Origin of the sequence: Glycomyces sp. YM15 (assembly GCF_016918015.1) — a bacterium.
In the GTDB taxonomy this organism is placed as follows: Bacteria; Actinomycetota; Actinomycetes; order Mycobacteriales; family Micromonosporaceae; genus Glycomyces.
Genome location: NZ_JAERMK010000013.1, coordinates 60,297 through 75,476, shown reverse-complemented (window position 1 = coordinate 75,476; position 15,180 = coordinate 60,297). Strand labels below are relative to the sequence as shown.

Annotated in this window: 14 protein-coding genes and 1 pseudogene; 11 read left to right on the top strand and 4 right to left on the bottom strand. The window is 72.1% G+C overall.

The features are described from left to right. The first annotated feature begins 1 nt into the window (after nucleotide 1). From pucL to JHY01_RS15450, 10 genes are all read left to right on the top strand, one after another. Nucleotides 2-859 carry a factor-independent urate hydroxylase gene (gene pucL, locus JHY01_RS15495; protein WP_205326563.1) on the top strand — a complete coding sequence of 286 codons (858 nt, stop codon included), beginning with the start codon at nucleotides 2-4 and terminating at the stop codon, nucleotides 857-859. After that, a complete protein-coding gene (locus JHY01_RS15490; protein ID WP_205326562.1) occupies nucleotides 856-1,731 on the top strand; it encodes a xanthine dehydrogenase family protein subunit M in 876 nt (291 codons plus the stop codon). Before pucL ends, JHY01_RS15490 begins: the two co-directional genes overlap by 4 nt. After that, nucleotides 1,728-2,225, top strand: a complete 498-nt coding sequence (locus tag JHY01_RS15485; RefSeq protein ID WP_205326561.1) for a (2Fe-2S)-binding protein — start codon at nucleotides 1,728-1,730, stop codon at nucleotides 2,223-2,225. The genes JHY01_RS15490 and JHY01_RS15485 overlap by 4 nt, the downstream gene beginning before the upstream one ends. Then, nucleotides 2,222-3,583, top strand: coding sequence for an 8-oxoguanine deaminase (locus JHY01_RS15480; RefSeq protein ID WP_205326560.1), 1,362 nt, complete (start codon nucleotides 2,222-2,224; stop codon nucleotides 3,581-3,583). Before JHY01_RS15485 ends, JHY01_RS15480 begins: the two co-directional genes overlap by 4 nt. Continuing rightward, on the top strand, nucleotides 3,576-5,930 hold the full coding sequence (locus JHY01_RS15475) for a molybdopterin cofactor-binding domain-containing protein (protein ID WP_205326559.1): 2,355 nt from the start codon (nucleotides 3,576-3,578) through the stop codon (nucleotides 5,928-5,930). Before JHY01_RS15480 ends, JHY01_RS15475 begins: the two co-directional genes overlap by 8 nt. Continuing rightward, nucleotides 5,927-6,946 carry an XdhC family protein gene (locus tag JHY01_RS15470; protein WP_205326558.1) on the top strand — a complete coding sequence of 340 codons (1,020 nt, stop codon included), beginning with the start codon at nucleotides 5,927-5,929 and terminating at the stop codon, nucleotides 6,944-6,946. The genes JHY01_RS15475 and JHY01_RS15470 overlap by 4 nt, the downstream gene beginning before the upstream one ends. A 98-nt stretch (nucleotides 6,947-7,044) precedes the next feature. Further along, complete coding sequence (locus JHY01_RS15465; protein WP_205326557.1) at nucleotides 7,045-7,437, top strand: gamma-glutamylcyclotransferase; 393 nt, start codon at nucleotides 7,045-7,047, stop codon at nucleotides 7,435-7,437. Nucleotides 7,438-7,560: 123 nt separating this feature from the next. Further along, nucleotides 7,561-8,910, top strand: a complete 1,350-nt coding sequence (gene allB / locus JHY01_RS15460; protein ID WP_205326556.1) for an allantoinase AllB — start codon at nucleotides 7,561-7,563, stop codon at nucleotides 8,908-8,910. Further along, a complete protein-coding gene (gene alc, locus JHY01_RS15455; protein ID WP_205326555.1) occupies nucleotides 8,907-9,950 on the top strand; it encodes an allantoicase in 1,044 nt (347 codons plus the stop codon). Before allB ends, alc begins: the two co-directional genes overlap by 4 nt. A 15-nt stretch (nucleotides 9,951-9,965) precedes the next feature. Then, nucleotides 9,966-10,325, top strand: a complete 360-nt coding sequence (locus JHY01_RS15450; RefSeq protein WP_205326554.1) for a tRNA-binding protein — start codon at nucleotides 9,966-9,968, stop codon at nucleotides 10,323-10,325. 6 nt (nucleotides 10,326-10,331) lie between these two features. On the opposite strand, the gene JHY01_RS15445 is transcribed toward JHY01_RS15450, so the two are convergent. The 4 genes and pseudogenes from JHY01_RS15445 to JHY01_RS15430 form a co-directional block, all read right to left on the bottom strand. Continuing rightward, the gene (locus JHY01_RS15445; RefSeq protein WP_240192835.1) at nucleotides 10,332-11,048 is read right to left on the bottom strand and encodes a spermidine synthase; all 717 of its coding nucleotides are present in this window, start codon (nucleotides 11,046-11,048) and stop codon (nucleotides 10,332-10,334) included. A gap of 48 nt (nucleotides 11,049-11,096) precedes the next feature. After that, nucleotides 11,097-12,026, bottom strand: coding sequence for a 2-hydroxyacid dehydrogenase (locus JHY01_RS15440; RefSeq protein ID WP_205326552.1), 930 nt, complete (start codon nucleotides 12,024-12,026; stop codon nucleotides 11,097-11,099). A gap of 176 nt (nucleotides 12,027-12,202) precedes the next feature. Next, nucleotides 12,203-13,717: a HAMP domain-containing sensor histidine kinase gene (locus JHY01_RS15435; protein WP_240192850.1), complete on the bottom strand. Its 1,515-nt coding sequence runs from the start codon at nucleotides 13,715-13,717 to the stop codon at nucleotides 12,203-12,205. A 43-nt stretch (nucleotides 13,718-13,760) separates the two neighbouring features. Next, a pseudogene (locus JHY01_RS15430) lies at nucleotides 13,761-14,282 on the bottom strand (response regulator transcription factor); the annotation flags it as partial. 196 nt (nucleotides 14,283-14,478) lie between these two features. On the opposite strand from JHY01_RS15430, the gene JHY01_RS15425 reads away from it, so the two are divergent. Beyond that, nucleotides 14,479-15,045 (top strand): PepSY domain-containing protein, encoded by a 567-nt coding sequence (locus tag JHY01_RS15425; protein WP_205326550.1) that lies wholly within the window; start codon nucleotides 14,479-14,481, stop codon nucleotides 15,043-15,045. Nucleotides 15,046-15,180: the final 135 nt, after the last annotated feature.

Below are 15,180 nucleotides of genomic sequence, written 5' to 3'. Positions count from 1 at the left end.
CATGCGATTCACCATGGGCCCCAACAGCTACGGCAAATCCGGTGTCCGGCTCGTCCGCGTCGGACGCGAATCCGCCCGCCACGAACTGCGCGACCTCACCGTGCACACCGCGCTCTCGGGCGACCTCGACGCCACCCACTACACCGGCGACAACACCGGCGTCCTGCCCACGGACACGCAGAAGAACACCGTGTACGCGTTCGCGAGGGACGGCATCGGCGCGATCGAGACCTTCGCCGAACGGCTCGCCCGCCACTTCGTCGACGCCACCCCGTCCATCACCACCGCGCGCGTCCGGATCGAGGAGCACGCGTGGACGCGCATCGGCGACCACTCCTTCACCCGCGGCGACGGCGGCGAACGGCGCACCACCGAGACCGTCTACGACGGCCGGGCCGCGCGCACCGCCTCCGGGGTGCGGGACCTGCTGCTGCTCAACACCACCGACTCCGAGTTCACCGGCTTCCTCGCCGACGAGTACACCACCCTGCCCGAGACCGACGACCGCATCCTCGCCACCGCCGTCACCGCGACCTGGGACTACCAGGCCGAAGACCCCGACGACGCGACCTTCGACAGCGCCGGCTACGACCATGCGTTCACCAAGGCGCGCGGGGCGCTCCTCACCGCGTTCGCGGACACGTACTCGCTCTCGCTGCAACAGACCCTCCACGCCGTAGGCGAGCGCATACTGAAAGCGGTCCCCGAGATCACCGAGGTCCGGCTGTCGCTGCCGAACCGGCACCACTACCTGTTCGACCTCGAACGGTTCGGCCTCGACAACCCCGGAGTGGTCTTCCAGGCCGGGGACCTGCCTTACGGGCTCATCGAGGGCACGGTCCGAAGGGAGCCGGCATGACCGCACCCGCAGCACCCCCCTTCCACCGCCCCGCCGACCTCGACGAGGCGCTGCGGCTCCTCGCCGCGCACCCCGAGGCCGTACCGGTCGCGGGCGGCACCGACCTCATGGTCGCCGTCAACTACCGCCGCACCCGCCCCGCCGCGATGCTCGACCTCACCCGGATCGAGGCACTGCGCGCCTGGTCCGACGAAGGCGACGCGATCCGCCTCGGCTCCGGCGTCCCCTACACCAGGATCTGCGCCGAACTCGCCACCGTCCTCCCCGGCCTCGCCGCCGCCGCACGCACCGTCGGCTCGCCGCAGATCCGCAACCGCGGCACCCTCGGCGGCAACCTCGCCACCGCCTCCCCGGCCGGCGACGGCCACCCACCGCTCCTCGCCACCGGCGCCGACATCGAGATCGCCTCGACCGGCGGCACCCGCACCGTCCCCGTCGCCGAGTTCTTCACCGGCCCCAAACGCAGCGTCCTCGCACCCGGCGAACTCATCACCTCGGTCATCGTCCCCAAAGCCGCCGGGCCGCAGCAGTTCCTGAAAGTCGGCACCCGCAACGCCATGGTCATCGCCGTCTGCTCACTCGCGGTCGCACTCGACCTCGACACGCGCCGCCTCGGCACCGGCATCGGCTCCGCCGGACCCACACCGCTCACCGCCCCCGAAGCCGCCCTGATCGAACTGCCCTGGACCCGGCCCGGCCTGTTCAACGACGCTTTGGCCGACGAGTTCGGCCGCCGCGTCGCGGCCGCGGCGCGACCCATCGACGACGTGCGCGGCACCGCCGCGTACCGGCGCCACGCACTGGCGGTGTGCGCCGCGCGGGCACTGCGGCGGGTCTGGACCGCCGCCCACGGAACGGAGACCACCCGATGAGAGTCGAGATGCGCATCGACGGCGAGACCGCAGCGGCCGACATCGACCGGCCCGGAGAGAGCCTCCTCTCCACCCTGCGCGACCGGCTCGGCCTGTACGGCACCAAGAACGCCTGCGAACAGGGCGAATGCGGGTCCTGCACCGTGCTGCTCGACGGCGACCCGGTGTGCTCGTGCCTGGTCGCGACCGCCCAATGCGAAGGGCGCGAAGTGAAGACGGTGGTCGGTGCGGTGCCGAGGCCGGTCCGGGACGCGTTCATCGCGTGCGGGGCCGTGCAATGCGGGTTCTGCACCCCCGGCCTGCTCGTCTCGGTCGCCGACCTGCTGGACCGCGAGGACGACCCGAGCGACGCCGTGATCCGGGAGGCGCTGGCGGGGAACCTGTGCCGGTGCACCGGCTACGAGAAGATCATCGACGCGGTGCACGCCGCGGCCGAGGCGATGGCGGGCGCGCCCCCGGTCCGCGCCGCCGATGCGACGGAGGCGACGCCATGACCGCCGTCGTGATCGAGAACGCCGCGATCGCGGCAGTGGACGCCGCCGGGACCGAGCACCGCCGCGGCCACGTCGCCTTCGAGCACGGCGTCATCACCGCCGTCGGCGAAGGCCCCGCCCCCCGCATCGACGGCGCACGGATCATCGACGGCACGGGTTGCCTCGCCGCCCCGGGCCTCGTGAACACCCACCATCACCTCTACCAGTGGGCGACCAGGGGATACGCGACCGACCACACCCTCTTCGAATGGCTCGTCGACCTCTACCCGGTGTGGGCGCGCATCGGCCCCGCGCACGTCGCCGCCGCCAACACCGCCGGGCTCGCCTGGCTCGCGCTCTCCGGATGCACCACCGCCGCCGACCACCACTACGTCTACCCGAACGGCCACGCCGCCGACCTCGTCGACGTCCAGATCGCCGCCGCCGCGACGATCGGCCTCCGCCTGCACCTCGCGCGCGGCTCGATGGACCGCGGCGTCAGCGACGGCGGCCTCCCGCCCGACCACCTCGTCGAGGACATCGACGCGGCGCTCACCGCCACCGCCGACGCCATCGACCGCCACCACGACCCCGCCCCCGGCTCCATGCTCCGCGTCAGTGTCGCCCCCTGCTCGCCGTTCTCGGTCTCCACCGAGCTCCTCCGCGAATCCGCCGCGCTCGCCCGCGACAAGCGCGTCCGCCTCCACACCCACCTGTGCGAGACCCTCGACGAAGCCGAGTTCTGTCGGGAGGTCCACGGCTGCGACCCCGTCGAGTACATGGACAAGGTCGGCTGGATCGCCGACGACGTTTGGCTCGCCCACGCCGTCCACCTCGACGCGAGCGGCCGGCGCCGCCTCGGCGCGGCCCGCACCGGCGTCGCCCACTGCCCCTCCTCGAACGCCCGCCTGGGCACCGGCCTCGCCGACGTCCCCGGGATGCTCGACGCCGGCATCCCCGTCGGCCTCGGCGTCGACGGCGCCGCCAGCCAGGAGGCCGGGCACCTCGGCGAGGAACTGCGCCAAGCCCTCTACACCGCGAGGCAACTGCACGGCCCGCACGCCATGGACGCCCGCACCGCCCTGCGCCTCGGCACCATCGGCGGTGCCCGGGTCCTCGGACGCGACGCGGAGATCGGCTCGCTCGAGACCGGCAAGCAGGCCGACATCGCCCTGTGGGACCTCACCGGCCTCGGCCACGCCGGCATCGCCGACCCCGTCGCCGCCCTCGTCCTCGGACCGCCCGCGCCGCTGCGGCTCCTCACCGTCGCCGGGAACCCGATCGTCGAACACGGCGAACTGCGCACCGCCGACACCGCCGCCGTGGCCCGCGACCTCGCCACCGCCAGCGCGAACCTCAGGGAGGCCCGAGATGCCTGAACCCGCACGGCACGAACCGAACGGCCGCGCCGCGATCACCGCAGGCGCGCCCGGCCCGATCGCACCCCCGTCGAGCGAGCCCTTCGCCGCGCCCATCGCGGCCCCGAAGTCTCCGACCCCGCCGACAAGGGCAGCCGGCGGGGTCGGAACCCCGACCCCTCGAACCGGCGGCGTCGGGTCCAGCCCCGCCCGCCCCGAGGCCGAAGCGAAAGTCAACGGCGCCTTCGACTACGCCTCCGACCTCAGCTTCCCCGGGATGCTGTGGGGCCACACCCTGCGCAGCCCCCACCCCCGCGCCCGTCTCCGCTCGATCGACACGGCCGCCGCGCGGGCGATCCCGGGCGTCGAGGCGGTCCTGACCGCTGCCGACGTCCCCGGGAAGCTCCATTACGGACTCATCGAGGACGACCAGCCGGTGCTCTCCCTGGGCGAGGTCAACTACGAGGGCGAGCCGGTCGCGATCGTCGCCGCCGCGACCCTCGACCTCGCCCGCCGCGCGGCCGAGCGCATCGAGGTCGACTACGAACTGCTCGAACCCCGTTGCGACCCTGAAGAAGCCGTCGAGGCGGGAGACTTCTTCCGGTACCAGCCCGTGCGCCTCGGCGACCCCGAATCGCAGGTCCCGGCGGCGGTGGTCGCACGCGAATACGTGGTCGGCATGCAGGACCAGGCGCCACTCGGCCCCGAGTCCGGCGCGGCCGTGCCCACGGCCGACGGCGGCGTCGAACTGCACGTCGCGACCCAGTGGGTGCACTCCGATCTGGAGCAGATCGCCCCCTGCCTCGGCCTGGAACCCGACCGCATCCACATGGCGATCGCCGGGATCGGCGGAGCCTTCGGGGCCCGCGAGGACCTGTCCGTGCAGGTCCACATGGCGATGCTCGCGCTCGCGACCGGGCGGCCGGTGAAGATGATGTACGACCGGGCCGAATCGTTCTGGGGCCACGTGCACCGCCACCCGGCGCGGATGCGGTACGAGCACGCGGCCGACGCCGACGGGAAGCTCCTGTACGTGAAGGCCCGCATCGTCCTCGACGGCGGCGCGTACGCCTCCACCACCGAGGCCGTCGTCGGCAACGCCGCCTCACTCGCGGTGGGCCCCTACGAGGTCGAGCATGTCAGCGTCGACGCGTGGGGCGCGCGCACCAACAACCCGCCGTGCGGGGCCATGCGCGGCTTCGGCGGCGTCCAGACCTGCTTCGCCTACGAGTCCCAAATGGACGCGCTCGCTGAAGCGCTCGGCCTCTCGCCCGTGGAGTTCCGGCGCCGCAACGCGGTCGCCCAGGGCTCCAAACTCATCACCGGCCAGGTCGTCGACGCCTACGACCCCGACCGGGCGGACAACGGGAAGCCGTTCTCGCCGCTCGCGGACATGCTCGGCCGCTTCAAGGACCTCCCGGTACCGGCCGTGCCCGCCGGACGCGACATCGTCGACCTGCCCGGCGGCACCGGCAACACCACCCACGGCGAAGGCGTCCGCCGCGGCGTCGGCTACGGGGTCGGACTCAAGAACGTCTGCTACTCCGAAGGCTTCGACGACTACTCGACCGCCGGCGTCCGCCTCGAACTGGTCGACGGGCAGACCGTCGCGTTCGTCCACACCGCCGCCGCCGAAGTCGGCCAAGGCCACTGGAGCCTGCAGACCCAGATCGTCCGCACCGAGCTCGACGTCGACCGGGTCGAACTGCTCCCCAACGACACGAAGGCCGGCTCCGCCGGATCCTCCTCGGCCTCCCGCCAGTCCTACATGACCGGCGGCGCCGTCAAAGCCGCCTGCGAAGCCGTGCGGGAACTGCTGCAGGACCACGACCTCGCCGACGGCCCGGTCGAGGCGACCCGCGTGTTCCGCCACCGCGCCACCAAACCCATGGACCCCGTCACCGGCCAAGGCGAATCGCACGTCCAGCTCGCCCTCTGCGTCCACCGCGCCACCGTCGACGTCGACATCGAACTCGGCCTCGTCAAAGTCGTCGACCTGACCTGCGTGCAGGACGTCGGCAAGATCATGAACCCGGTCGCCCTCGAAGGCCAGATCCACGGCGGTTCCGCCCAAGGACTCGGCCTCGCCGTCATGGAGGAGATGATCACCGAGCAAGGGCGCGTCAGGAACGCCTCCTTCACCGACTACCTCATCCCCACCATCCTCGACATGCCCCCGATGCGCCTGCGCATCGTCGAGAACGCCGACCCCGAATCGCCCTACGGACTCCGCGGCGCGGGCGAACCGCCCACGCTCTCCTCGACGCCCGCGATCGTCGCCGCGATCCGCGACGCGACCGGCCTCGCACTCACACAGATCCCGGTCAGGCCCGAACACCTGACCGCTCACCTCGGGAGGCAGCCATGAGGGACATCGCCGCGACACTCCGCGCCTGGATGGACGCGGGGAGACCCTTCGCGCTCGCATCGGTCGTCGGCACCGAGGGCTCCTCGCCGCGCCCGCTGGGCACCGCGCTCGCCGTCGACGGCGACGGCACGGCCGTGGGCGGCGTCTCGGGCGGCTGCGTCGAGGCCGCCGTGTACGGGCGCTGCCAGGAGGTCCTCGAAACGGGCGCGGCGGCGGTCGACTCGTTCGGCTCCACCGAGGAGGAGCGGTTCTACCTGGGCATCACCTGCGAGGGCTCGATGGACGTGCTCGTCGTCCGGGTCGAACCGGACGACCCCGCCATCGGCGCCGCGCTCGACGCGGTGCTCGCGGGCGAACCGGTCTCGCTCGTGCGCGCCGTGGAGGGACCCGACCTCGGTGCGGCGGTCGCCATCAGCGCCAACGGGTTCGCGGGCCGCCTCGAGCTCGGCGCGATCGACCTGCCGGCCGCGTCGGGCCGCGTCGACCGGTTCGCGGTCGAGGCCTACGAGCCGCCCCCCGAGCTCTACGTCTACGGCGCCGTCGACTTCGGCGCGCCGATCGTGCGGATCGCCAAGTCCCTCGGTTTCAGGGTCACCGTGTGCGATGCGAGACCGGTGTTCGCCACCGAGATCCGCTTCCCGGACGCCGACGAGATCATCGTGGACTGGCCGCACCGCCACTTCGACGAGGCGGAGATCGACGCGACCACGGCCGTCGTCGTCCTCACCCACGACGCGAAGTTCGACCTGCCGCTGCTCGAACGCGCCCTCGTCTCCGAGGCCGGGTACATCGGCGCCATCGGCTCCCGCGCCACGCACCGCGACCGCCTCGAACGGCTCCGCGAAGCCGGGCTCGGCGAAGCAGCGCTCGCCCGCCTCCGCTCGCCGATCGGGCTCGACCTCAACGGCCGCACCGCGGAAGAGACCGCCCTGTCGATCGTCGCCGAGATCGTCGCGGTCAGGAACGACGCCCGCGCGGGGTTCCTCACCGAGGCGCAGGGCCCGATCCACCACTGACCCGCGATGGCATGCACCGCAGCACCCGGCCGCAGCCGACGCCAAGGCCGCCGGCGCGACCCGATCGACACCGAAACCGAGCACCGAAGGAGCCACCGATGGTCCACATGTTCCTCAACGGAGGCGGCATGAAAGGCGGCAACCTCCACCACCTCATCGGCGGCGCGCCCTTCGTCGGACCCGCCACCACGCTGCCGATCTACCGGCTGCACTCCGTCGGCGACGACCACCCGGCGCTCCAACTCGCGCCCGAAGGCCGAGGCGCGGCCATCGAAGGCGAGCTCTACGACATCGACCTCGCCGTCCTGCGCACCTCCCTCCTGCCGGCCGAACCGGCCGACCTCGAACTCGGCGTCGTCGGCATGGCCGACGGCACCGAAGCCCTCGGCATGCGCCTGCGCGACGACTGCGCCGACCTGCCCGAGCTCACCGACATCACCGCCCACGGCTCCTGGCGCGCCTACCGCGCCGCGACCACCGGGGCACCGTGAACCGTCAGCATCGCCTCCGCTCCGTGAAACCGGACCATCCGGCCGCGACACCTCCACCGAGGCCCGCCGCCCGCCGCACCTCCGATCCTTCGTCGTAATCGAGCGAGCACCTGGAGTCACATGATGACCGTCCCCTACGACAATTCCGCTCCCGTCATCTACGACCTGGTGCTCCGCTCGCGCCGCACCGTCCTCCCCGACGGGATGCGACCCGCAGCCGTCGCCATCACCGGCGAACGCATCGCCCGCATAGGCGACTACGACGAACCTCTCCCCGCCCGCCGCACCGAAGACCTCCGCGACCTCGCCCTCCTCCCCGGCCTCGTCGACACCCACGTCCACGTCAACGAACCCGGCCGCACCCACTGGGAAGGCTTCGCCACCGCCACCCGCGCCGCCGCCGCAGGCGGCGTCACCACCATCGTCGACATGCCCCTCAACAGCCTCCCGCCCACCGTCGACACCGCCGCCCTCGCCGCCAAACGCGCCGCAGCCCAAGGCAAGACCTGGGTCGACACCGGCTTCTGGGGCGGCGCCGTCCCCGACAACGACGCCGACCTCGAAGACCTCCACGACGCGGGCGTGTTCGGCTTCAAATGCTTCACGGCCCCCTCGGGAGTGGACGAGTTCCCGCCCCTCGACAACGCCGGCCTGCACCGCGCCTGCGCCACCGTCGCCGCGCTCGACGGCCTCCTCATCGTCCACGCCGAAGACCCCGCCCACCTGCACGACCACGACAGCGCCCCCGACTTCGCGACCTTCCTCGCGACCCGACCCGCCGAAGCCGAGACCAGCGCCATCCGCGAGGTCATCGCCGCCGCCAAGACCACCGGCGCCCGCGTCCACCTCCTCCACCTCGCCGCCGCCGAAGCCCTCGGCGAGATCCACAACGCGCGGCTCGACGGCGTCCAGATCACCGCCGAGACCTGCCCGCACTACCTCACCTTCGCCGCCGAACGCATCCCCGACGGCGCCACCGCCTACAAATGCTGCCCACCCCTCCGCGGCGAAGCCAACCGCGACGCACTCTGGACCGGGCTCATCGACGGCCGGATCGACATCGTCGTCTCCGACCACTCACCCAGCCCGCCCGACCTGAAGACCGCCGACTTCGCCACCGCCTGGGGCGGCATCGCCTCGATCCAGCTCGGACTCCCGGTGACATGGACCGAAGCCCGCCGCCGCGGCCGGACCCTGAACGACATTGCCCGCTGGATGAGCACCGGCCCCGCCGACCTCGTCGGCCTCCACCGCAAAGGCCGCATCGCCGCGGGCGCCGACGCCGACCTCGTCGCCTTCGACCCCGACCGCGAATGGACCGTCCACGCCGAGAACCTCCTCCACCGCCACCCCGTCACCCCGTACGACCGCCAGACGCTCACGGGCAAGGTCGTCTCGACCTGGCTGCGCGGCGACCGCATCGACACCGACGCCGCACCTCGCGGCCGCCAACTGCGAAGGAGCCCCCGATGACCGACGAGCACGCCCGACTCCCCGAACCCCGCCCCGGCGACGCCGCCTCGACCCCCGACGACTGGCGGACCCTCCCCGACCTCGCCGCCCGCGCCCTCGGCGGCGCCGTCCTCGCCGCCAACGACGAATCCTTCGCCGAGAAGGAAAGCCTCATCCGGCCCTACCCCGTCCTCCACCAAGCCGGCACCTTCGGCCACAAAGGACAAATCTACGACGGCTGGGAGACCCGCCGCCGCCGCGAACCCGGCCACGACTGGGCGATCATCCGACTCGGCGTCCCCGGCATCATCCACGGCATCGCCGTCGACACCGCCCACTTCACCGGCAACTACCCGCCCCACATCTCCGTCGACGCCTGCCGCCTCGACGCCCACCCGGCCCTCACCGAACTCCTCGGCGCCGACTGGCGCCCACTCGTCCCCATATCAGAGGCCAAGGGCGACAGCGTGAACGAATACACCGTCAACGACCGGCACCGCTGCACCCACGTCCGCCTCAACATGCACCCCGACGGCGGCATCGCCCGCCTCCGCGTCCACGGCACCCCCGTACCCGACCCGGCCGGCTTCGCCGACCTGCCGCTCGACCTCGCCGCACTCGCCAACGGCGCAGCGGTCACCGGCGCCTCGAACGCCTTCTACTCCAACCCCGTCGGCGCGATCATGCCCGGCCTGCCCGCAAACCAGGCCGACGGCTGGGAGACCGCCCGCCGCCGCGAACCCGGCCACGAATGGCTCGACGTGCGCCTCGCCGGACGCGGCGTCATCCGCATCGCCGAACTCGACACGACCCACCTCAAGCACAACGCCCCCGGCCAGGCCGCCATCGAAGCGCACGACGGCGACACCGCGTTCGAACTCCTACCGCGCACACCCCTCCGACCCGACACCCCGCACCGCTTCGTCCTCGACCACGACAGGCCCGCAACCTCGGTGCGGCTCAACATCTTCCCCGACGGCGGCATGGCCCGGCTGCGGCTCTACGGCCGCCTCACCGACGAGGCGCTGGCGGAAATGCGGCGGCGGTTCGACAACCCCTAGCGCTATCCTGCGGCGATGACCGAACTCACCGAGACCCCTGAGACCAGCTCCGCCGAAGACTTCTTCCGTACCGAGATCCGCGCCGGTCGCGTCGTCAAGACCGAGGTGAACGCGAAGGCCCGCGTCCCCGCGTACAAGCTGTGGATCGATTTCGGCGACCTGGGCGTCAAGCAGTCGAGCGCCCAGATCACCGCCCGTTACAGCGCCGAGGAACTGGTGGGGCGCATGGTCGTCGCGGTGACGAACTTTCCGCCGCGCCGCATCGCGGGCTTCAAATCGGAGGTGCTGGTGCTCGGCGTCCCCGTCGAGGGCACGGACGAAGTGGTGCTGCTGGCCCCCGACGCGGACGTCCCGCTCGGCGCGCGGATCGCCTGAGCGCCCTTAGCCCCGGATCGCGGTGTAGACGGTATTCGAGGACCGGCCGCCGGTGTAGGGATTGTCGAACCAGACCCGCTTGGCCTGGACGCCGGTGAAGACCTCCATGAGGACGGTCATGAACTCAGGGGAGGGCGGGTCGTCGGACCAGATCGCGAACACGCCCGCGGGCTTCAGGTGCGCGGCCATCGCGCGAAGACCCGCCGGCGTGTAGAACTCGGCGTGCGGAGAGTGCAGGACCCGGCTGGGGGAGTGGTCGATGTCGAGCAGGATCGCATCGAAGGTCCGGCCGGCCCGTTCGGCGTCGAAGCCCTCGGCGCTCATGGCGGCGGCGAAGAAGTCCGCGCACACCAGGTGCACGCGTTCGTTGGCCGCGAGTCCGACCGTGTCGGGCAGGAGGTCGCGCTCGTGCCAGTCGATGACCGCTTCCGAGTACTCGATCACCGTCAGGTCGCGTACCCGCTCGTCTTCGAGGGCCGCGAGGGCCGTGTAGCCCAAGCCGAGGCCGCCGACGATCACCTCGAGGTCGCCGGCGCCCTCGACGCGGGCGAGCCCGAGGTGCGAGAGTTCCCGCTCGGCCACGGTGAACAGGCTCGACATGAGGAAGTCCTCGTCGAGCTTGACCTCGTAGACCTCGGCTCGCACCTCAGGGTCGTACCGCCGTCGCAGACTGATCTCGCCCATCGGCGAATCACGCCAGCCCAGTTCCTCGAATCGCGTCATCACCCCACCATCGAACCATCAAAGGCCCAGGCTGCGGCGCCCGCACCGCTAATAGCCGTCCGCGACCAGGTTCTGGAGCGGTTCACCGGCGGCGAAGCGCCGGATCTGCGCGCCCACCCGCGGGTAGACCCGTTCGATGAAGCCGAGGACCGCACCGCCCACGTGCGGGGTCACGATCGCGCCGTCGAGGCGCCACAGCTCGTGGTCGGCCGGGAGCGGCTCGGGCTCGGTCACGTCGAGGGCGCAGCGCAGCCGCCCCGAAGCGACCTCGGCGGTCAGCGCGGCGGTGTCGACGATCTTGCCGCGGGCGGCGTTCACCAGCAGCGCGCCGTCGCGCATGCGCGCCAGGAACGCCGCGTCCACCAGGCCCTCGGTCTCGGGGGTCAGCGGCACCATGACCACCACGACATCGGCTTCGGGCAGCAGCCCGGGCAGGTCCGCGAGCGTCCCGACGCCGGGCCGCGCGGTCCGCGCGACCATCGTGACCTCCATGCCCGAGGCCTCGAACCGGCGCGCCACGGCGGCGCCGATGGAACCGGCGCCGATGATCACCGCGGTCTTCCCGGACAGGGTCGTGCCCCAGGCGAGTTCCCATTTGCCCTCGACCTGGTTGCGGGCGAACACGTCGAAGCGCCGCACCGAGGCGAGGGCCGCGGCCATCACCCATTCGGCGGTCACCTCGGTGTGCGCGCCGCGGTTGTTGCAGAGCAGCACACCGTCGGGAACGAGCGGCACCCACTGCTCGACGCCCGCGCTGAGCAGCTGCAGCACTTTGAGGTTCGGCATGTCCTGCAGCACCGGCGGTGCCTCGTACGACATCCCGGGAAGGGTGGACTTGGGCGCGGCCGGAGGCACCAGGAACTCGACATCGCTCGGGTCGGACGGGTAGTCGCCGCCGTCGTACACCTCGACGACGACGCCGCTGGGGACCGGGCCGAGCCGGTCGAGCCCGGCCTCGTGGGGGATCCATGCTTTCATGCGGCCATCGTAGGGACCGCCGCCCGCGGTGCGGCGGGGCCGACAGGACGGCGAGGACCGGTCACACCGACGGGCCGTTCGACGCCGCGGCACTCTGCGGCACTCTGCGGCACCGGTACGGTCGTCGCGACCGCTGCCTGCGAAAGGCCGCTCGATCCCTTGGACGCCGCTCTTGATCACCACCCCCTTTCGTTGCGGCGCAACGCCAGACGGAACAGCGCGCCACCTTCGGGAGCGTCGAGCACGTAGACCATCCCGTGGTGCTCGAGCGCCACGTCCTGCACGATCGCCAGCCCCAGGCCCGCGCCGCCCTCGTCGCGGCTGCGGGACTCGTCGAGCCGCACGAACCGGTCGAAGATCCGCCGCCGCTGGCCCTGTGGGACGCCGTTGCCGTCGTCGGCGACGTCCAACCGCAGCCAGTCCTCGTCCTCGGCCGCCAGCCGGACCGAGACCGCACCCGCGGCGTGCCGCTGCGCGTTCGCGAGCAGGTTCCCGACGGCCCGGGCCAGGTGCCCGCGCACACCCCACACCGTCAGGTCCTCCTCGACGTCGAGCCGCACCGGCACCCGGTCGGTGGCGGCCCGGCGGGCCGTCTCCTCTCGCACCAGCTCGGTGAACGGCACCTCCACATGCGGCGGCCGCTCTCCGGCGTCGAGTCGCGCGAGCAGCAGTAGGTCGGCGGCGAGGTCCTGCAGCCGCGTCACGTCGCCGAGCGTCGCGTCCAGGTCGAGCAGTTCCGGGTGCTCGCGGGCGATCTCCAATTGCGTTCGCAGGATCGCGAGCGGGCTGCGCAGCTCGGGGGAGGCGTCGGCGACGAACCGGCGCTGCTGCGCGACGGCCGCGTCGAGCGCCGCGAGGGTCATGTTCGTGGTCCTGGCGAGGCTGTGGATCTCGTCGCGGCTCGCCGGCACCGGCACGCGCCGGCTCAGGTCGCCGCCGGTGATCTCGATGAGTTCCTTCTGGATCGCCCGCACCGGCCGGAGTGCGCGCCGCACCACCAGCCAGGTCACCACGGCGACCACGAGCAGCAGCGGCGCCAGCGCCCACACCATCGCGGTGCCGACGCTCGCGACGGCCTCCTCCTGCGTGGCAAGGGAAGCACCCGAGTAGACGGTGTACTCGCCGCCGTCCGGGGCCGTGGCCGAGAGCGCCGCGAACCGGTAGGACGCCTCCTCGCCGGGGATCGTCACCGTCTCGTAAGCGATCTGCGACCCGACCGCGCCGCTGCCGGTCGCGTCGCCGCCCGGGGGCGTCTCGGTGTCGTCCTCGTCGGCGTCGTCGTCCCGATCGTCGTCCTCGTCGCTGTCGTCATCGGTCTCGACCTCGGCTTCGGCTTCTTCAACCACCGGATCGGGCGCGGGGGCGAAACCGCCCACGGCACCGGTGCCTTCGAGGTCGTCGCTGGCGGCGACGACGGTCCCGCTGGCGTCCACGATCTGCACGAGCTTGTCGTCATCCGGCAGTTCGATCGCCGCGGGCGACGCGCCCGAGGCGAGTTGACCGGCGACGGACCGCGCATTGACCTCAGCGGTGAGTTCGGCGCGGCCGTAGAGGTTGTCGCGCAACAGGGTCACGACCAGGAGCCCGGCGGCGACCAGCGCCACCGCGACCACGAGCGTTGCGCCCACAGTGGCGCGCGCCCGCACGGATTCGGGCCGCCAGAACGGCTTCCTGCCTTCCGCCTTCTTCATGGCCCGCCGGATCTCGGCCTGCTGCGCCTTGTCTCCCCGCACCCTAGCCACCGTCGGCCGCCAGGCGGTAGCCCGCGCAGCGGACGGTCGCGATCGAGGCGCGTCGGTACGGGGCGTCGATCTTTCGGCGCAGGTTGGAGATGTAGACCTCCACGATGTTGACGTCCCCGTCATAGGCGAAGTCCCACACGTGATGGAGGATCTCCGTCTTGGAGACGACCTCCCCGGCGCGGCTGGCCAGGTACTCCAGGACCGAGAATTCCTTGGACGTGAGCTCGACCCGCTCGCCGCCGCGGCGGCAGGCGCGGGTGGCGGGGTCGACGGTGAGGTCGCCGAAACGCCACACGGTGGGTGCGGCCGCGGACCGGCCGCGGCGCATCATCGCGCGGAGACGCGCTTGGAGGACCACGAAGGAAAACGGTTTGGTCAAGTAGTCGTCGGCGCCGGTGTCGAGGCCTTCGGCCTCGTCGTATTCGCCGTCTTTGGCGGTGAGCATGAGGATGGGCGTGGCGATGCCCTCCCGGCGCAGGGCCGCGCAGACCTGGTAGCCGTTCATGGAGGGCAGCCAACCTGAAGTCATTCGCGGACACGCGAACTCGGCCGCTGCCGGGCAAGACCCCGGATCCAGCCGGAGTCGGCCGCATCACCGCCGCTCCTCCCGCCGCATTCCTGAAGTCGGCTTCAGGTGACTTCAGCTTGGCTTCAGGTTCGGCGGCGCACCGTTGCGACATCACATCCGCACGGCACCGAGAGGACCGGACATGAACGCTCCGACCGACACCCAGCAGGCACCCGCCCCCGACCAGCCCGAGGCCGCGCAGCGCCGTCGATTCCGCGGCCGCCAGCGCACCCTCGTCATCGCAGGCGCCGCGGGCGTCCTGCTCCTCGGCGGCGGCACCGCCGTCGCCTTCGCCGCCGACGGTCTCGACGACAGGGAGGACCGCGCCGCCGAGCAGGCGGCGGACGACACGGACGACCGCTACGACCGTGACGACGCGGATGACCGCGACGGCACTGATGACGACGACTTCGTGCTCCCGGACGAGGCCATCGGCGAGGACGCGGCCGTCGAGGCCGCGCTCGCGGAGGTCCCGGGCGAGGTCTACGACGTCGATCTCGAAGGCACCGTCGACGCCCCGGTCTGGGTGGTCGAGGTGACGGACGCCGACGGCGCCGAATGGGACGTCGCGGTCGACGCCTTCGACGGCACGGTCACCGAGGTGGTCCCCGACGACGCGAGCGATGACGACGACGGCATGGACGACGCCGATGACAACGACGACACCGACGATGACGCCGAGGACCGGGACGACATGGACAACGACTAACCGCATGGTCGTTCGGTCAGGGCGGTGGGTCGGGTTGTCAATCCCGGTGCCGGTGTCCTGCGGTGCCCGGTGAGCAGTGACCCGACACCCATCCGACACCCCGACCGCGCCTCAACCGAACGGGCGCGGCTAACC